Consider the following 18355-nt stretch of genomic DNA (forward strand, 5'->3'; position numbering starts at 1 on the left):
TTACTGCTTGCAAAAAACAAGATTCGTTAAAGTTTGGAGAAGTCCTTAAGAAAAGATTAATGAAATTCTCATTAGCACTTAAGCCTAATAAAACTAGGTTAGTAGAGTTTTGGCGATTTGCCAGTAAACATGCCAAACAAAAAGGAAGAAAATTGGAAACAATCTACTTCTTAGATTTTACACATTACTGTACTAGAAAACGTAAAGGTAATTTTATGGTAGGTAGAAAAACTGAAAAGACTAAATTTAAGCGAAACGTTAATAAAATCCAGGAAACTCTCCGAATCATCAGGCATTGGTCAATAAAAGACCAAACTGAAAAGATAAATCAAATTCTTAGAGGTCATTATAATTACTATGGAATAGCAGGTAATCCGCACGCGAGTCTGTCTAACAATTTAAAGTTATTTATTGATTGCTAAGAAGAAAATGGATTTTAATGTCGAATACTTATAATAAAGGAGCTGTTACTATGGCATTTATTCTAGGTGAAGATAGAAATCAATTCAACTTATTACCATATACTTTAGATGATTATGTTAATGAAGATAATCCAGTCAGAGTAATTGATGCGTATGTAGATAGTTTAAATTTAAAGGAACTGGGATTTGTTCTTCATTCCGGTAACAGTGCTGGTCAAAAACCTTATAGAAGGCAAGACCTTCTTAAATTATATATATATTGTTACATGAACAAAATCAGATCATCACGCATGATGGAGACAGAAGCTACTAGAAACATTGAACTAATGTGGTTGATTGGGAAAATAAAACCTGACCATGGTACCCTATCTTCATTTATGAAAATTAACAAAGACGCCATTAAGCAGTTGTTTAAAGAATTCACACTTATGTTAAAAGGTTTTGGTCTTATTGATGGTAACTTAGTCGCTATTGATGGGACAAAGATAAAAGCAAGTAGTGCGAAGAATAAACATTATAATGAAAATATTATTAAAGAGAAATTAGAATACTATGAAGCAAAAATTGAGGAATATATTAATAGCGTTTTAGATACAACTGAAAATGAGAGTATGAAACAAAAAATATCTGATAAAATAGAGTGCTATCAAGAAAGAATAAAACAGTTAAATGCCATTAAAGAAGAGCTCAAAGAACATGGAAAGAAACAAGTTTGTTTAACTGATTCAGATTCAAAATCGATGAAGAACAATGGGAAATTTGAAGTATGTTTTAATGTTCAAGCAGTTGTAGACAATAAAAATAAATTATTTGTAGACTACGAAGTAGTAAATGATGTTAATGATCAAGGGCAATTATCGAACATGGTTAAAAAAGCAAAGGAAGTATTTAAGAATCAAAATATTACAGCTCTAGCTGATACAGGGTATTTTAATATGTCCGAAATCACGGAAGTGGTTGATGAAAAGACCGAAATTCTAATAAAGCCCCAAAAAGGGAAGAAACAAAAGGTTGAAAATGGTTTTGATAAATCAAACTTTAAGTATGATCAAAAAAATGATGTTTATATTTGTCCGATGGACTATTGTTTAAATTTTAAATGGAATGGAAAGCAAAACGGTAAAGATTTCAAACGTTATACGTGTGTAAACTATGATGAATGCGGAAAAAAGGAGTTGTGTACTTCAGCAAAAGGCGGCAGATCTGTAATTAGGTTTAATGAGGAAGAAATCATTGACCAGGTGACTAAAAATACCATTAAAAAAATTAAAATATACAAGAAAAGGGGTTCGATAATAGAACATCTTTTTGGAACCATTAAACGACATTTTGGATATACATATTTTTTAACTAGAGGGCTTGAATCAGTAAACACTGAGGTAAGCTTTATTTGTCTTGCTTATAATTTTAAGAGACTAATAAGTATTATCGGTGTAAAGGAATTAATACGAAAAATTAATGGGGGCACTGCCCCCTTTTTGTATGTTTTTATTTATTTTTATCAAAAATCTTCTTAAATGTATTCAATATTATAAAAATAGAATCAATTGTTAGACAGACTCACGCCGGGTTCTGTGGGGGTCTGGGTCGCTAATTGAGCGATCCTTCTATCCGGAGATGGAGCACAATTTACCGCAAGGTAAAAAGGCCCCCTTCTACTCGACTAGTTGGACAGGTGAAATAAAGCTACCAGATTTAAGGTAACATAATGATGGTTATGGTAGTTTTCGATAATATAAATCTTACAATCCTTCCAAAATACTTCACTACATATTAAGTAATTGTAAATGGTGACTCCCTAACATTTATGGTTTAATAAGTCATGTAACAAATCTTAATTTATTTGAAGTTTTATTATTATGATTTTTATGGAAATTAATATTATTTATGGTAGGGATTTTTAAAAAGGGTTATTAAGCAATAAATAATTAGAATATATTACTTAATTGAATTATTTGAATAGAAGAAGTTAGCAAGAGTGAATCAATTATCAAATAATGTCATGAGCACAATAGGAGGATTCATGAATATTGAACGATTAGTATATCTCTCAGAAGTTGCAAAAAGTGGTTCTTTTTTGATTGCATCGCAAATGAATTTTGTTAGTGAATCGGTCATTAGACAATCGATAAATAAGTTAGAGAATGAATTAGGATTTAAATTATTTAAGTCGTGCAAAAATTCTAAAGTAGTACTTACTATAGAAGGACTACAGTTGATATCACTAGTTAAAGAATTATTAATAGAATATAGGGAGTTAGAACAATTGGTTAAATCAATTAAAAATAATTCTTATAGTTATGTTAATGTTATGTATGATGTGAGTGTATTATAGGGTTTGTTTAGAGCAACTACTTGGTCAGTAGTTGCTCTATTTAAAACGTGAGCAGTACTGTTAAACGTACGATCACGATTAAGTAAGAAAAAAAGCAATAGGCTTAATCAACTCGTATTTGATTCTCGTGATTTTTAGTCATGAGAGGAAAATGCGAGTTTTTTTGTTTTGTTGAAAGTTCTTAAAATTGAGAGTAAGAAAATGTAGTGAGATAGATGATGAGCAATCGGACAAAGTTTTTATTAGTATCCAGTACAACTAAGTTCTATATTGAAGCTCTTGATTGTTTGAACAAATGAGAAATCAATAAATTTAACTAGTCTACCAAGGAGATGATCTTCCGTTACTGAATCTTCTAAACTAACAAATTCTACTTCATGTTGGGATTGTTTGGTTTTCGTTAAAAAGAGATTAAAATGTAGAATCATATCGGAATATGATATTAAATACTCATTAAAAAAGATGTAAAATATTGGATTTGAATAAATATTCAGATGAATTTTCATAAAAACAATCATATTACCCCAAATTTAACGAACGAATTCAAGTTTATTTTTTATTAAAATACTACTCTATCTATTGGAATTTTCGAATTTCATTAAAAATAATGGGATATTTTAACAATTTTGTCGAAAAAAGTCGATAGTAAAAGTACGATATTTCCCCAATATACGAAAATTGTTGAAACAAGTAAAATTAAGTTACCGTTTAAACTATTTAGAAAATTCAAGAGATTCAAACGGTATCTGTGGATGATTTAATTATTTGGGGGGGAAATTATGAAAGAGAGAAAATTATCTCAAAAGAGTAAGAGGCCAACTAAAAAAATACTTTCGATCTTTGCGTTAAGTTCGATGTTTTTAAATGTTGTGATTCCTCAAAGTTTCGCAAGTGTAAAAGCTGAAACGAAACTAAATGAACAAGGTTTATCTAGTAATACATTTAGTGCAAAAGAAGTTAACCGTATTCTTGACGGTCTTACTGCTGAGCAAAAAGCAAACATTAATAAACTTACCGGAGCAGATCAAGCTGAAAAAATACGTGTAGACAAAAAGGATTTAATCGGTTCAAAAAAGATTAATGTTATTGTTCAATTTAAACAAGATCCAGCTAAAATACAAATCATTAAGCAATCTTTAGCTAAAGGTGGAGCAACTGCAAATAGTCAAGCGTTTGATAGCGAATATTCAAATGCTAAAAATAAAGTTAAAGATTCACATGCAAATTTTAAGAGCTTTTTAAATACACAACCTCAAACTTCAATTGTTGGTGGGAAAACTGTTAAAACAGGAATCAGTATAACACGAGAATTTACAGATGCATTTAATGGAGTTGCTTTAACCTTACCAGCGAATTTAGTTCAAAAGCTTGCAGAAAGTCCAGATGTTGCGTCTGTTTGGTCTCAAGTAGAATATTCTTTACCTGATGAAGGAAATTCTAAAACTACAGCAACAAGTAAATCTGTTGGCAAGCCAACATCAGCGCTTACCTATTTAGGGATTGATAAACTTCAAGCCGATGGTAACACAGGTATCATTAAAACAGGTCCACGCGCGGGTCAAAAGGTTAAAGTGGGTGTATTGGATACAGGTATCGATTACAACCACCCTGATCTTTATAAAGTAACACATGATGAAAATGGAAAATTATATGGTGGACATGACTTTGTTAGTAATGATGGATTTGATGCAAACGGAAACATTAAATATGTAGATGACCATGATCCAATGGAAACAACTTATGATGATTGGGTAGCTGATAAGGCAAATCCAGATTCAGTTTGGGGAACACCACCATCAGATTATAAGCCATATATTACTTCGCATGGAACTCACGTTTCCGGTACGATTGCAGCAAATACGACGAATAATAACGATGTGTATTCGGCAAATGGGGTAGCACCTGATGTGGCTCTTTATGGTTATCGTGTATTAGGACCAGGAGGACACGGAACAACGGAATCTGTACTAAGTGGTATCGATCAAGCTGCAAAAGATCACATGGATGTAATTAATCTATCTCTTGGTGCAAGTGTTAATGATCCACTTTATCCAACAAGCATTGCGATTAACAATGCTACTTTAGCTGGAGTTGTGTGTGATGTTGCTGCAGGTAATAGTGGCCCTGGGCAAGCTACAGTCGGTTCACCAGGAGCTTCAGCACTAGCAATTACTGTAGGTGCAAGTACAATCCCTGAAGATATTGCAACAATGACCATTAAAAATGGTTCGAATTCTTATAAAGCACGTTTATTTGGTAAAGACTTCTCTCAATCAGACGATGCTTATAAAGGACAAACACTTCCGATCGTTGATGTCGGTTTAGGGAGTGTAGCAGATTATAGCGGAATTGATGTAAAAGGTAAACTTGTTCTAGTAAAACGTGGCGTTGACTATTTACAAACAAAAATGGCAAATGCTAATAAAGCTGGAGCAGCGGGTATGATTATCTGGGATAATACGGATGATACTGATAGCCAAGGCTTTATTCCTTCTTTCTTAGGTGTCAGCATGGATAATGTTTATTCAATTTCATTGACACAAGCACAAGGACAAGCTCTATCTGATGCGATTAAAAAAGACCCTAAAACTGCAAGCATTACGTTCCCTACAACACTAGATGCTGCTATTAGTAAGAGTGGAGATGAATTAGCAAGCTTCAGCTCAACAGGTCCGGTTAAAGATTGGACAATTAAGCCAGATGTTGTTGCGCCAGGTGTTGATATTTCTTCAACAGCTCCATACGATATTTGGGAGCCAAATGCATCACATGATTATAAACTTGGTTATCAGATTATGTCTGGTACTTCAATGGCAACTCCACACGTAGCTGGTATTTCAGCTTTAATTAAAGCTGCACATCCAGATTATACACCTGCAGATGTTAAAGCAGTGTTAATGAATACAGCTAAAAGTATTGACACAGATTCAAACAAATATAGTGTTTACCAAGTTGGTGCTGGACGTGTTAATCCTGCTCGTGCCATTGCTACAGATGTGAAAGTTCAAGTGTTAGATAAAGCAATTACGGCGGATAATCTATCAGATGCATCAACTCTACATGAAGTAGATAATCTTACTGGAAGCATGTTCTTTGGTTTTAAAGGTCGAGGAGAAGGTGCAACGAACGGCTCAGATGATGTTGTTTCTTCAAAAGATTTTAACGTTTCTAACCAAGGAAATAGCAGTAAAACATTTAAAGTAAGTACTGAGTTTATATCAACAAAATTTGCTGGATCGAATAAAGTAGGTCCAGGCACTGGAAATGACGTAAAAGTCGATTTTACTGTCGGTGGACAAAACGTGACAAACATTAATGTTGGTGGTGGAAGTACTGTTAAAGCAACAGCAAAAATTACAGTACCATCAAATGCATTAGAGGGCACTTACGAAGGGTATATTAACCTAGTAAACGCAGCTGATTCATCAGAGTCTTATCGCGTTCCGTTTACGATTACAGTTGCGGAAAAAGGCATTAATAATTTCCAAGTCGCGATAAAATCGACTAGTGTAGGAAATCTTTCTGCTTATAATTTTTCAGTAAATAACGAAATGGATAACTACTATATCCTAGTAAAAGACAAAGACGGAAAATATATAGGGGTAGCTAACTCCTTATCAGACGGTAGTGATATCATCCCTGGTGTCCAATACGGCCCACGTATCACTCTATTTAATGGATGGTATCTTCCATTTACAAAGGCATACGATGGAACGTATGATCAGTCTGGCATTTCAAAAGACTTACAAGTGTTACCAGAAGGCGCATACTCTCTTGAGATGATAGCAACTGGTAAAGATGGACAACGTTACACAGCGGAAGATACGCTATATGTTGACGGTACACCACCAACAATGACGATGGATGCAGACTCCAAGGGTGGGATTTATGAAATTGATCCGACAGGGTATCTACCTGGACAAGAAATTAAAGGGTTCACGGGTACAGTTTATGACTCGAACATAGACGTAATGAAAGCTAACGGGGAAACGTCCGTGCCAAGCCCTACAGATGGTACACCAGTTCCTGTTGATCAAGGCTTGAACAGTGTTGTAGGTTATCAAGACAGTATGTTCCCAACAGTGTACTTCAATACCAATGCGAAAGGTCGTTTCCATTTTGGTGTGACTGCTGAAGACCTTACAAATAAATGGGGAAGTCAATTTATTATTGACCCAGTTGATTATTCCGGTGAAAGTGATAGTATAAATGATCAAACCTATTACTTTATTAAAAAGGGTAATCCGTATGTTACTTTAACTTCATCTAATGGAGTAGATGCAGGACCAGGTAACGAAGATAAATTGGTTGTAGATGCGAATAAACCATTCAAAATGACAATGACAACACACTACGGTGTTGGAATGACTGGCGGTAAATTTTTACTGAATGATAATAAAGTCTACCAATACAGTAATATCCGACTAACAGACGAGTATAAAAATTACCTTATTAGTAAAGGGATTGATCCAACTAAGGTTCTTACTGTAGGTCAACCTTATGTTCATCCAAACTATCAAGTTGGAAAAACAACAGATGTGACACTTTCTAATATAGGAGCAGCAGGTGCACTTGACCATGATATGCCAATATTAGAAGCAGATGTGACCTATTCAAGCCCTGATCCGATTACGGGACCATTCCCATATCAATTATTACAAGCGAATTTAACATTATCAGGTGAAGATACAGAAATCGCATGGTTCCCAACGAATGAACCTTATGTAAGACAGAACACTTCTTTAATTAGAGGACGTGTGGCAGCGGAATCTTTCGCAAGAAATAACATAAACAACAATTATCCACAATTCACAGTTGATTCAGGTGCGAAGGTAACGGTGACGGATGACCAGGGCAAAAAATTTACAACGGATCAACCGACATCATTTAATAACACAATGGCCTATACGTTTATTAATCCATATTATGCGGTGACAGCAGATGTAAGTAATAAACCATATTCTATGGAAGCAAGTGTACCAGGACATTTTAAAGGATATGGAAAAACACCTGTAATTGGTGAAAACAAATTCGGTTATCAATCAGGTACTGTAAAAGATCTTCCAACTCTTTTCCCAATTTTATTAGGAGGAGACGTAAATGGTGATAACGTCATCGATATGAAAGATTTACTGAAAGAAATCGATGTTTATTATCATTATAAAAACCTAAATAATCTTAATAATCCAGCGAATACATTAGCTAACAAAACTGCATTCTTAAACACAAACCGTGATGAAGATATTTACTGGATTAAGCCAAGTGGTTTTGGTTATGGAATTGATTACAATGATTTCTATTTCATCTTTAAAAACTTTGGAATCAAAAATCAAAGTGCAATTGATGCAGGATTAAGTGTCCCAACTGCACAATTAACAGTAGATAAAGATACGACTTTTACAACTGATTATGCAGGCACAATTACGTTAAATGCTGGTGACACATTAGAGCAAGTTATGCAAAAGCTTAATTTCCCAGCTCCAGCTCAGCAAATCGTATCAACACCGAAGTTAGAAGATTTACAAAATGGAGCAACAATTTCACTTTCTCCAACAAGTGCAGTGTTCGTAGACGATGTAAAGTGGAGAAAATCAATTACAAAAATCATGTTAGGTTCTACTGATGTAACCAATTTAGTGACAATCAATCCTGGATATCAATATCAGGATGCAAGTGGCCAAGCGGCAACAATGCCATCAAAAATTACGTTCCCTGGATCGTTATTCCCAACGGCAACAAATTACACAATGACAATAAAAGCGACAGGATACCAAGATGTAACAAAATCATTAACAATCTCATCGGTTCCAATTCCGACGCCAGCGATTCCGATTATCACTGATCCAACAGTGGCGCATATTGGACAGGATTTAACATTAAACTTTACAGAAGATGCGAAATGGCGAAATGGAATCAATAAAGTGATTGTGACAACATACGGTAAATTAAGTATGGATATCACTAATTTGATCAATCCAGATACGAATCAAAAATATTACGACATAAGTAAGCCTGGAAAAATTACGTTTAACGCAAAAACATTTATGACGAATGCGACTCTTAATCCGAATGATGGTAAAACCTATAGTAATGCAACTGTAGACCCAGGTGGAACAAGTTATCTACCACAACTTTACAAATTTACCATCAGTTCACAAGGTGCAGATGGTACTGTTTATCCAGATGTAATTGCTGGTTCTGACCCTGTATACACAGGTCAACAACCAGTTGGATATAGTGTTACGTTTAATAGCCAAGGAGGAACGCCGATTAATCCGATGGCGATAGGATTTAAAGCAGGCTTAAGTAGATCAAATGGTCCGAATAGTAATTTGATAGCATATAATACTCCTGCCCCAACGAAACCAGGCTATACGTTCCTTGGTTGGTATAATGAAGCATCAGGTACAACACAATGGGATCCAGGATCATCTATTCAAACTGGAGACAAAACAGTTTATGCGAAATGGCAAATGAATACGACTCAAAGCTATTCCCCTGTTGATAAATCGAATCCGAATGGAGCGAAATTCGACCCAAGTAACACAAATGCAAGTGGTAACGGTTGGGTGCTTGGAGAAGGCGATTTAAAAATCAACATCCCAGATTATTTAACGAATGTTTCTTGGTTAACAGGAAAAGATAAAATTGCAAATATTGAAGCGACATTCTATGGAATGAAGAGCGATGGCACAACAGATACGGACTCGACAATCTATACGTTAGACCCAAGTACGTATGACTTATCGTCTAACGGAAGTAACGGGATTCTATCATTCACAACGGCTACACATGATCAAGCTGTTCAAGCAGGTCAAAATAAACCAGGTGAAAAGTTTGCCTTCAGTGAAATGCCAACTCTTGCAAATGCTGGGGGTATAAATGGATACAATTTAAAGATAACGTCGACAACTGGTGAAAATTTCACAATTCAAGCTGTTAAACTTGGTTATAGACGACATGTTGATTTAAATGGTGGTACGTTAAAGACTGCAAATGATACATTCTTTTCTGATGCGTTAGTTAATGGAAAAACTACAGCGCCAAATATGTCTACAGGTGCCACACATGTAATTAATGGAAATTTAACCATTAGTCCAGACCTTTATTTGGATGCAGCTAATTCAAGTGACAAGAAGTCAGATATTACAACAAATCCGAAAGTTTTAACCGGTAATTCTACATTCTATCTATGTTGGATTAAAGTTCCACCAACAGTGAATAAAGACATTGCTGGAAACATTGTTGGAAGCGATATTACGTTACCATTTACTGATGATGGAACATGGAAAGATAATATCAAAGCTATAAAAATCGGTACAAAAACTTTAGAATTGAATAAGGATTACACAATCACTAATAATAGCATCACCCTTAAAGCTGCTCTATTCACGGTTGGACAAAAAGTCAACGTGACGATTGTTTCAGAAGGGTATAAAGATGTTGTAGTGGTTGACCAAGTTATTGGTTACACAGTTTCATTTGAATCAAATGGTGGAGACCCAGTTTCAGCTCAAATCGTAGATAGAAATGCGACAAAACCAGTTGATCCAACAAAAGTGGGTTACAAGTTCTATGGTTGGTATACGGATCAAAATTTAACACAACCTTATGATTTTGATAACATTGTGACAAAACCAATCAAACTTTATGCGAAATATGCATTAGCTGGATCTGTTGTTACAGCAGATACAACAGATAATGCAGTAGGCAACGATATAGTATTAGAGTTCATTGACAAAGATTGGGCAAATGCGATTACTGGCATTAACATCAATGGTCTTCCAGTAGACGCATCGAAATACAATGTAGATAAAGAAAATCGTACGATTACTTTTAATAAGAGTCTGTTCACAAGAGCGAAAGATTATACGATTACTGTAAAAGCTACAGAGTATGCTGATGTGACAGTAGTACAAAAAGTTGTAAATGGATATACTGTGCATTTCGTAATGCCAAAGAATGCGCCTGCTGAAGTGAAAGATGCAACAAAAGATCAAATTGTAGCACGTAGAATCACAGCACCAACTGTACACGGTTATGATTTGACTTGGTTTGCAGATGAAGCATGTACAATTCCTTGGGATTTCACAAATTCTATTTACTCTACAAAAACGATTTATGGTCAATGGAAACCAGCTAAATACACTGTCATCTATGACACACAAGATGCTGGACTTGTAGTTTCAGTGAAAGCTGAATACAATTCTTTACTTGATGAATCAAAACCAACAAGAACAGGCTACACATTCGTTGGATGGTATAAAGATGCTGAAGGTAAAACACCATGGAACTTTGCGACAGACAAAGTAACTGGTGACACGGTTCTATATGCAAAATGGAGTATTAACTCTTACTCTGTTCATTTCAATAGCAATGGCGGAAGTCAAGTAGCTGATAAAACGGCAAATTATAACACAGGTATTACAGCACCAACTCCAACAAGAACAGGTTACACATTCGTTGGATGGTACAAGGATGCTCAAGGAAATGTTGCTTGGAACTTTGCAACAGATAAAGTTACAAATAACACTACTTTATATGCGAAGTGGAAAATCAACTCATATAAAGTAAGTTATGTAAGCAATGGTGGATCTACAGTACCTGCTCAAACGGCGAATTATAATAGTGTCGTTAATTTACCAAAACCAACAAAAACAGGTTATACGTTTGCTGGATGGTATAAAGATGCTACATTAAAAACGGCAGTAGGAAATTCTGTAACACTAACTAACAACATCACACTTTATGCAAAATGGAACATTAACACGTATACTGTTAAATTTAACAGTAACGGAGGAAGTTCAGTTACTTCAAAAACAGCAATTTACAATGCAACAATTAGCCAACCGAAGTCACCGACTAGAAAAGGCTATGTATTCCTTGGATGGTACAAAGATGCTTCTGGTAAAGTAGCTTGGAATTTTGCAAAAGATCGTGTTACAGCAAGCACTACAATTTACGCTAAGTGGGTAGCTATTCCAGCTAAACCGTCAAGCGCAAAAGTAACAAAAAATGGAAAAGACTCTGTGAAACTAACATGGTCAAAAGTATCAGGTGCAACAGGATATGAAATTGTTAAATCAACTTCAAAAACAGGAACATATTATCACCTAACTAGCGTGACAACAACTAATTACACGAACAAAGGATTAAGTAAAGGTAAAACATACTACTACAAAATCCGTTCTTACAAACTGGTTGGAACACAAAAAATCTATGGTGAGTGGACAAGTATAATGTCTATCAAGCTTTAAAAAGTGAAATAACAGGCAGAATAAATTCAAAAAGGGTGTTTATGATATTACGAAGATTGATTAAATACCCTATTTGAAAGTAAAAGGATTAGATAATCTTTTTTCAAATTAAAAACTTTCCCTTTAAATTAATAAAAGACAAGAATACTATTTCGTATTCTTGTCTTATTTTTGTTCTCGAAGCTGTTTATTTTTTCTAGAACAACCCCGTGAAGGATCAAACAAAAATGAATGAAGGGTATTTAGAATCACCCTTGATTACGATGCAAGTAGATAGCAATGAGACATTTAGGGAAATGGTGAATGAAGGAACTGGTTATTCAACCACACCGAGTGTTTTTCTTTAAGAAAGTGAAGAATTACATTTTACTAACTTGATTTTTAAAAGCGGGTATGAAATGAAAAGGAGAAACATGGATGTATTACAGAGAGGCATCAATGAGATTGGCAAGGGCGTCTGAGGTTCTTAAATTAATAACGATCATCTCTTTAAGGGTATTTCCATTTTGTTTACAGTTATAGCTTAGTATCGGTTGTAGTAATTGGAAAAAAGAAAATTCATTAAAATTATTATTTTTTTCATAAAATATTCAAAATTTGGCCAATAAAGATATTTCGGAAAGACCTGTTAAATAGAGGTTTACAAAAATATTTCGAATTTTTTACACTGATTTCACTCGATTTTTTTCAAGTTTTCAGCGGTATTTCCCTAATATACGACACGTATTGTCCGAAGTACAATATAATTAGACAAAAATGTCGGAAAATTGCAAAAAATGGGGAAATTTAATTGGTGAAACGTAATTTAAAAAACATTCTTCGTCAAGAAACAAGTGCAGCACCACAGTTGACGAAAGAACAGATTACGGCATTGAATCAAATCAGCATAGGTGGTGCGAAAATTGCGCCTTCCATCAACACAACAAGTGTCGAACCTGTTCGTGTCATTGTTGAATTCAAGCAAGCGCCAGCAAAAGTTGCGGTCATGCAGGCGCAATTAGCTGGAGAAAAGACAACTCTAACAGATGAAAAACAAGATGTAACGGATACACATAAACAATTTCGTTCGTTTATCGAAGGTTTATCTGCACATCAAGTAGGAATCAATGCAGTAACGGCAGAACATGAGGGCGGATCATCTTCAGATATCGAAATTACGCAAGAATATCAAAATGCATTAAATGGGGTTGCGATGACGCTTCCTGGGAATATGGTTGAGAGACTATTTGATTCAGGTCTTGTCAGTCATGTTCTTGCAGACGAAAAAGTCAAAATCGACCCGACTGAAACAACGACTGTATCACAACAAAGCGCTGAAGGACTAAAAGAAAATAGTATCCCACTTCCAGGAATTGATGCTATTCATAACGAAGGCATTGATGGACACGGCGTAAAAGTCGGTGTGTTAGATACAGGGATTGATTACAATCATCCTGATTTAACGGATGTGTATAAAGGATATCGAAAACAAGAAGGTGTCAATCCGAGTACGATTAACCCGAATTCGGTTAAAGGTTGGGATTTTGTCGATAACGATGCAGATCCAATGGAAACAACGTATGATGACTGGGTGAAGGCAGGAAAACCAGAAGCGACATCAAGTGAAGAATATTGGACATACCACGGTACGCACGTTTCTGGAACAATCGCAGCGCAATCAAAAGCCGCTGTCGAAAATCCAGCACAAGGGGTTGCTCCTGGTGTTGATTTATATGTTTACCGTGTACTAGGTCCTTATGGTTCTGGTTATACAAGTGGGATTGTTGGCGGGATTGACAAGTCAGTTAGCGACGGTATGAAAGTCATTAATATGTCACTTGGTGCACCGAATAACGATCCACTATCTGCTGAAGCAATCGCAGTGAACAATGCAACACTTGCTGGTGTCACATGTGTTATTTCGGCAGGTAATTCAGGTCCGTCAGAAGGAACACTTGGTACACCAGGTGCTGCTGCTACCAATTACAGTTGGCGCAAGTGACTTCCCGATATCTATTCCGATCGCAACGGCGAAAGTCGGAAGCGAAACCTTTACAAACTTTAAATTACTTGGAAAAGGATAGAATGACCACGTTGAAACACTAGCGAACAAAACGTATCCAGTCCAATATATCGGCTTAGCTGGTGACGATGATATGAAAGACACAAACGGTCAACCGATTGATTTGCACGGAAAAGTGGCATTGATTGCACGTGGAACATATCCACTTGCATCAAAAATTGTGAACGCACAAAAAGCTGGCGCAGTAGCGGCGATTATGTATAACAATATCGACGGCGACATCGATAATTATTTAGCAAGTGATGTGGGCTTTATCCCAACATTCCGACTATCAAATGTTGACGGTGAGCGCTTAAAAACAGCAGCAGAAAACGCTTCGATCACCTTTACGAATATAGGGTCAACCGTTACAGAAGGAAATCATTTAGCGGCTTTCAGTTCGAGAGGACCAGTTACGACAAGCTATGATATTAAACCAGATGTTGTAGCACCTGGGGTATCTGTTTACTCAACGTATCCAGAATATGTCCACAGTCCAGAACCAGGAATTGATTACTCACAAGCATATGCACGTATTTCTGGTACATCTATGGCATCTCCGCACGTAGCAGGGATAGCAGCACTGATCTTACAAGCACATCCAAATTACAAACCGGCTGATGTCAAAGCAGCGCTGATGAATAGTGCAGACAAACTAAACGGCGACTATTCTGTCTACGAAGAAGGTGCAGGTGAAGTCGACGTAAAAGAAGCGGTACACAACGATGTATCGTTCAAGGTACAAGACATCACGTTAATGAGTGATAGTTCTGGCGCAATTGCAACGATGGCGTATGAAAAAGGTGCATTGACGTTTGGTGCTGTCTACAAAGAAGATGGTAGCACAATCACAAGTAAACGTACCATTAAAGTGAAAAATAGCGGAAGTCAAGACAAAACATTTGATCTAACGACTGAGTTTATTAAACCGAATGAAAATGTGAATGACGCAGCTAAAAACAATGTGACGGTCACGATGCCAACATCCGTTGTGGCAACTGCTGGTCAATCAATCAGTTTAACGGCAACGATTAACATACCAGGTAGCGCAGAAATGGGACGATATGAAGGGTATGTGAACGTTGTCAACCATGACAATCCAAACGAACATTATCGTATTCCGTTCGCAGCTCGCACAGTAGAAAAAGGAATCGGAGAAGTTGAGTTCATGAATCCTGCTATCTCAACAGTGAATTGGATTCCACAACATCCATTTTCGGTCGGTCCAAATCGCTATATCCGATTCAGATTAAACAGTCCGATGAAAACAACTTGGGCGATTATCTATGATAAAGTCGGAAAAGCACTTGGTGCAACTTCATTAAAACCATTTAACATGGTTGGTGCACCTCTTGATACGGATCTAAAAATACTCTTCATGCCAACGTATTATCCGTTTAACGGCGATCCAAAAGATGAAAAAACAGACATTAATGCACCGATGGTGACACTTCCAGAAGGTGAGTATTCAGTCAAACTTCGTGCTACAGGTGAGGATGCGTTGAACTACGAGGTTGCGAATCAAAAATTCGTCATCGACAACACGTTACCGAAGTTGACACTAAAGGATCATCAACCAGGTGTTTATGAACTAAGTGATTCAGACTTTACAAATGAAAAAGGGCAAGACGGAAATACGTACCATGCATTTTGGCTTCATGCGAATCTGTGGGACGAAGGAACGGCAAAATTAGCATCACAAGGCTTCACCCAGTCTGAAAATAAGCTATGGTATTACCAAAATCAAAAAGCAGAAGCGAACGGAGATTTCCCACTTGATGCAAACGGGGATACAAAATTCGGCATTGAACCATCTGATGTAGAAAATGGACCAACAACGATCACGTTATTCCCAATGGACATGGCGACTAACGCGCACCTTTTAAATGAATTCTATTCCTTTGCATTCGTGAAAAAAGGAACACCTTATGTTTTACCAACGTACGATAAGAAAAAATTGTATCAAGGTGATACGGTGACAATGACACTCAATCTAAACAACGTAAAAGATTTGATGTCTAGTAACTACAATATTAATTTCTATAACCGATATTTACAATTTCAAAATGTAACTGTTAACCCAGTATTTAAACAGTATGCAGATGCAAACGGATTGACCGTCAATATCGATCAACCGACTGTAAAACCAGACCCTGTTTATCCTGAAAATAAAAATGACGTAAAAGTAGGCGCTAGTATCACTGGTGACGCAAATTTCAAAGGATTTAGTGGTGATATACCATTCCTTGATGTGACATTAAAAGTGATCAATGACGATTTCAGCATCTTAGATGACACGCTGAATGGAGAAGACAATACCGTACCATTCACGTATACACAATACGGCAAGCAACAACCGGTTGTCATTCCATCTTTCAACCAAATTAACCGATATAAAATAATACCAAAACACTCACATGTTCAATCGTTTGCTAAGTTACAAGCGTTCCAAAATAACTGGACAATGGATTATTCAACCATTGGTGCAAAAACATATGCACAACTTTCAGATGGAACAAAAGTACCAGGAACGATTGATAAATACGGATATGTAGATATCGAGCAAATTCCATTATCAAAAGACCCAGTCAATATTGTCGTTGAAGCACCAGGGCATTTGAAGAGTATTCAACCACTAACTCTAGGGACAAAAACGACATGGGGGAGAAGACATCGGTGTGTTCACCTATGTAGCAGCAACTCAGAAAAATGCGGCTGCTGGTGATGTAAACGGTGACGGTGTGATTGACGTCCTAGACGTCAAACAAGTTGCAAAGAAATTCGGCGTTAAAAAAGCGACCAATTTCAATATTGAAGACTTAAACCAAGACGGCATTGTGGATACACAAGACATGGCGTTCCTAGTAGGTAATCTTTACAAATCAAATCCGGATGCAACCATCACACCAAAAGAAATGGTTGACGGAAGATATAGTACAGATTATTTCAATGTATTAGGCATATCGACACTTGTGAACACATTAAAAGCGACAACAAAAACGAATCATACAGTAACATTGAACTGGTTAGCAGCTGTTGATGCGACGAATATGAAAATTGAACAATCAAGTGACAATGGCGCAACATGGACAGCGGCTACAACAAGTAATCCAGTAGCAGTTGATGCAAATAGTACTGTTGTGACTGGATTAACTGAAAACACAAGTTACAAGTTCCGCGTAAACGTAACTGGCGGATTAAACGCTGGCGTTTCGAATGTTGCTACAGCAACAACTGATATATCTTTAGCTCCAAACGCACCAGTTGTGAAAGGTCTTGGAGACAACGAAACAAGCATTTCAGGTAAAGCAGAACCAAATGTAACGATTACTGTGAAAAAAGATGGAAATGTCATCGCAACAGGTACAGCTAATGAAGCGGGTGACTTCACTCTTCCACTCGATAAACAAAAAGCAGGCACTGTGTTAACGATCAGCGCGGCAAATGCAGACGGAAAAGTGAGCAAAGAAGTTTCAATCACGGTTTTAGACCGTACTGCACCGAAAGCACCAGTTGTAAAAAAAGTAGATGATAACGATTACGCTGTTACTGGTACAACAGAAGCAAATGCGACGGTTTTCGTACGCAGTACAAAAGGAATGCTTGGCAGCTCAAAAGCGGACAGCAAAGGAAACTTTAAGGTTACGATTGCTTCACAAAAAGCAGGTACTGTGCTAACAGTCACAGCAAGTGACAAAGATGGAAACGTAAGCAAAGCAGTTTCTATAAATGTAATTGACATGACTGCTCCTCTTGCACCAAGCGTGAAACCTGTTACAGACCATGACAAATTCGTTTCAGGTACAACTGAAGGAAATGCAACTGTGACGGTTAAGCGTAATGGGGTTGTAATTGGAAAAGAACAAGCTAATAAAAACGGCAAGTTCTATTTGGAAATTGGCACACAAAAAGCAGGTACTGTTTTAACGTTCAGCGCGTCAGATGAAGCTGGTAACGTAAGTGCACAAAGAAAAGTAACAGTTTTAGATCGCACGGCACCAAAAACGCCAAAGATTTCAAGCTTTGTAGTAGATAGTAAGAAACACCAACTTAGAATGTCAGGTTCAGCAGAAGCAGGTTCTACTCTTGTCGTGAAAATCGGCACGAAGATTAAAGCAAAAGCTACTGTTTCAAGCAAAGGCACATTCAAAGCTACTTTATCAAATCTAAGCAAGGGAACGAATACGATTACCCTTTATGTAGTTGATAAAGCAGGAAATGTGAGTGGTTCTGTGAAACGAACAATCACTGTTAAGTAAGTAAAAAGAATTGACCTCTCAGAAAACTGAGAGGTCTTTTT

The 18355-nt window shown here is 36.5% G+C and carries 7 protein-coding genes; all 7 read left to right on the forward strand.

The features are described 5' to 3' along the window. Positions 1–422: group II intron maturase-specific domain-containing protein (locus CN601_RS16710; protein ID WP_098171711.1), on the forward strand; the 422-nt coding region annotated here is incomplete at its 5' end. Positions 423–472: 50 nt separating this feature from the next. Continuing rightward, positions 473–1939 (forward strand): IS1182 family transposase, encoded by a 1467-nt coding sequence (locus CN601_RS16715; protein ID WP_098171712.1) that lies wholly within the window; start codon positions 473–475, stop codon positions 1937–1939. A gap of 506 nt (positions 1940–2445) precedes the next feature. Beyond that, positions 2446–2757 carry a LysR family transcriptional regulator gene (locus tag CN601_RS16720; protein WP_179865585.1) on the forward strand — a complete coding sequence of 104 codons (312 nt, stop codon included), beginning with the start codon at positions 2446–2448 and terminating at the stop codon, positions 2755–2757. 779 nt (positions 2758–3536) lie between these two features. Continuing rightward, positions 3537–12014, forward strand: a complete 8478-nt coding sequence (locus CN601_RS16730) for an InlB B-repeat-containing protein (RefSeq protein WP_098171715.1) — start codon at positions 3537–3539, stop codon at positions 12012–12014. Between the two features lie 793 nt (positions 12015–12807). After that, a complete protein-coding gene (locus CN601_RS16735) occupies positions 12808–13995 on the forward strand; it encodes a S8 family peptidase (RefSeq protein ID WP_257131729.1) in 1188 nt (395 codons plus the stop codon). 154 nt (positions 13996–14149) lie between these two features. Then, a complete protein-coding gene (locus CN601_RS16740) occupies positions 14150–16780 on the forward strand; it encodes a S8 family serine peptidase (protein ID WP_098171717.1) in 2631 nt (876 codons plus the stop codon). Next, entirely contained in the window at positions 16734–18314 is a 1581-nt protein-coding gene (locus CN601_RS16745; RefSeq protein ID WP_098171718.1) for an Ig-like domain-containing protein, read from the forward strand. Before CN601_RS16740 ends, CN601_RS16745 begins: the two co-directional genes overlap by 47 nt. Positions 18315–18355: the final 41 nt, after the last annotated feature.

The organism is Bacillus sp. AFS017336, assembly GCF_002555445.1.
Lineage (GTDB): Bacteria > Bacillota > Bacilli > Bacillales > Bacillaceae_G > Gottfriedia.

Bases quoted from the DNA above. Each gene is read 5' to 3' on its own strand.
- CN601_RS16715 (WP_098171712.1), top strand. From the start codon at position 473: ATGGCATTTATTCTAGGTGAAGATAGAAATCAATTCAACTTATTACCA.
- CN601_RS16720 (WP_179865585.1), top strand. From the start codon at position 2,446: ATGAATATTGAACGATTAGTATATCTCTCAGAAGTTGCAAAAAGTGGT.
- CN601_RS16730 (WP_098171715.1), top strand. From the start codon at position 3,537: ATGAAAGAGAGAAAATTATCTCAAAAGAGTAAGAGGCCAACTAAAAAA.
- CN601_RS16740 (WP_098171717.1), top strand. From the start codon at position 14,150: ATGAAAGACACAAACGGTCAACCGATTGATTTGCACGGAAAAGTGGCA.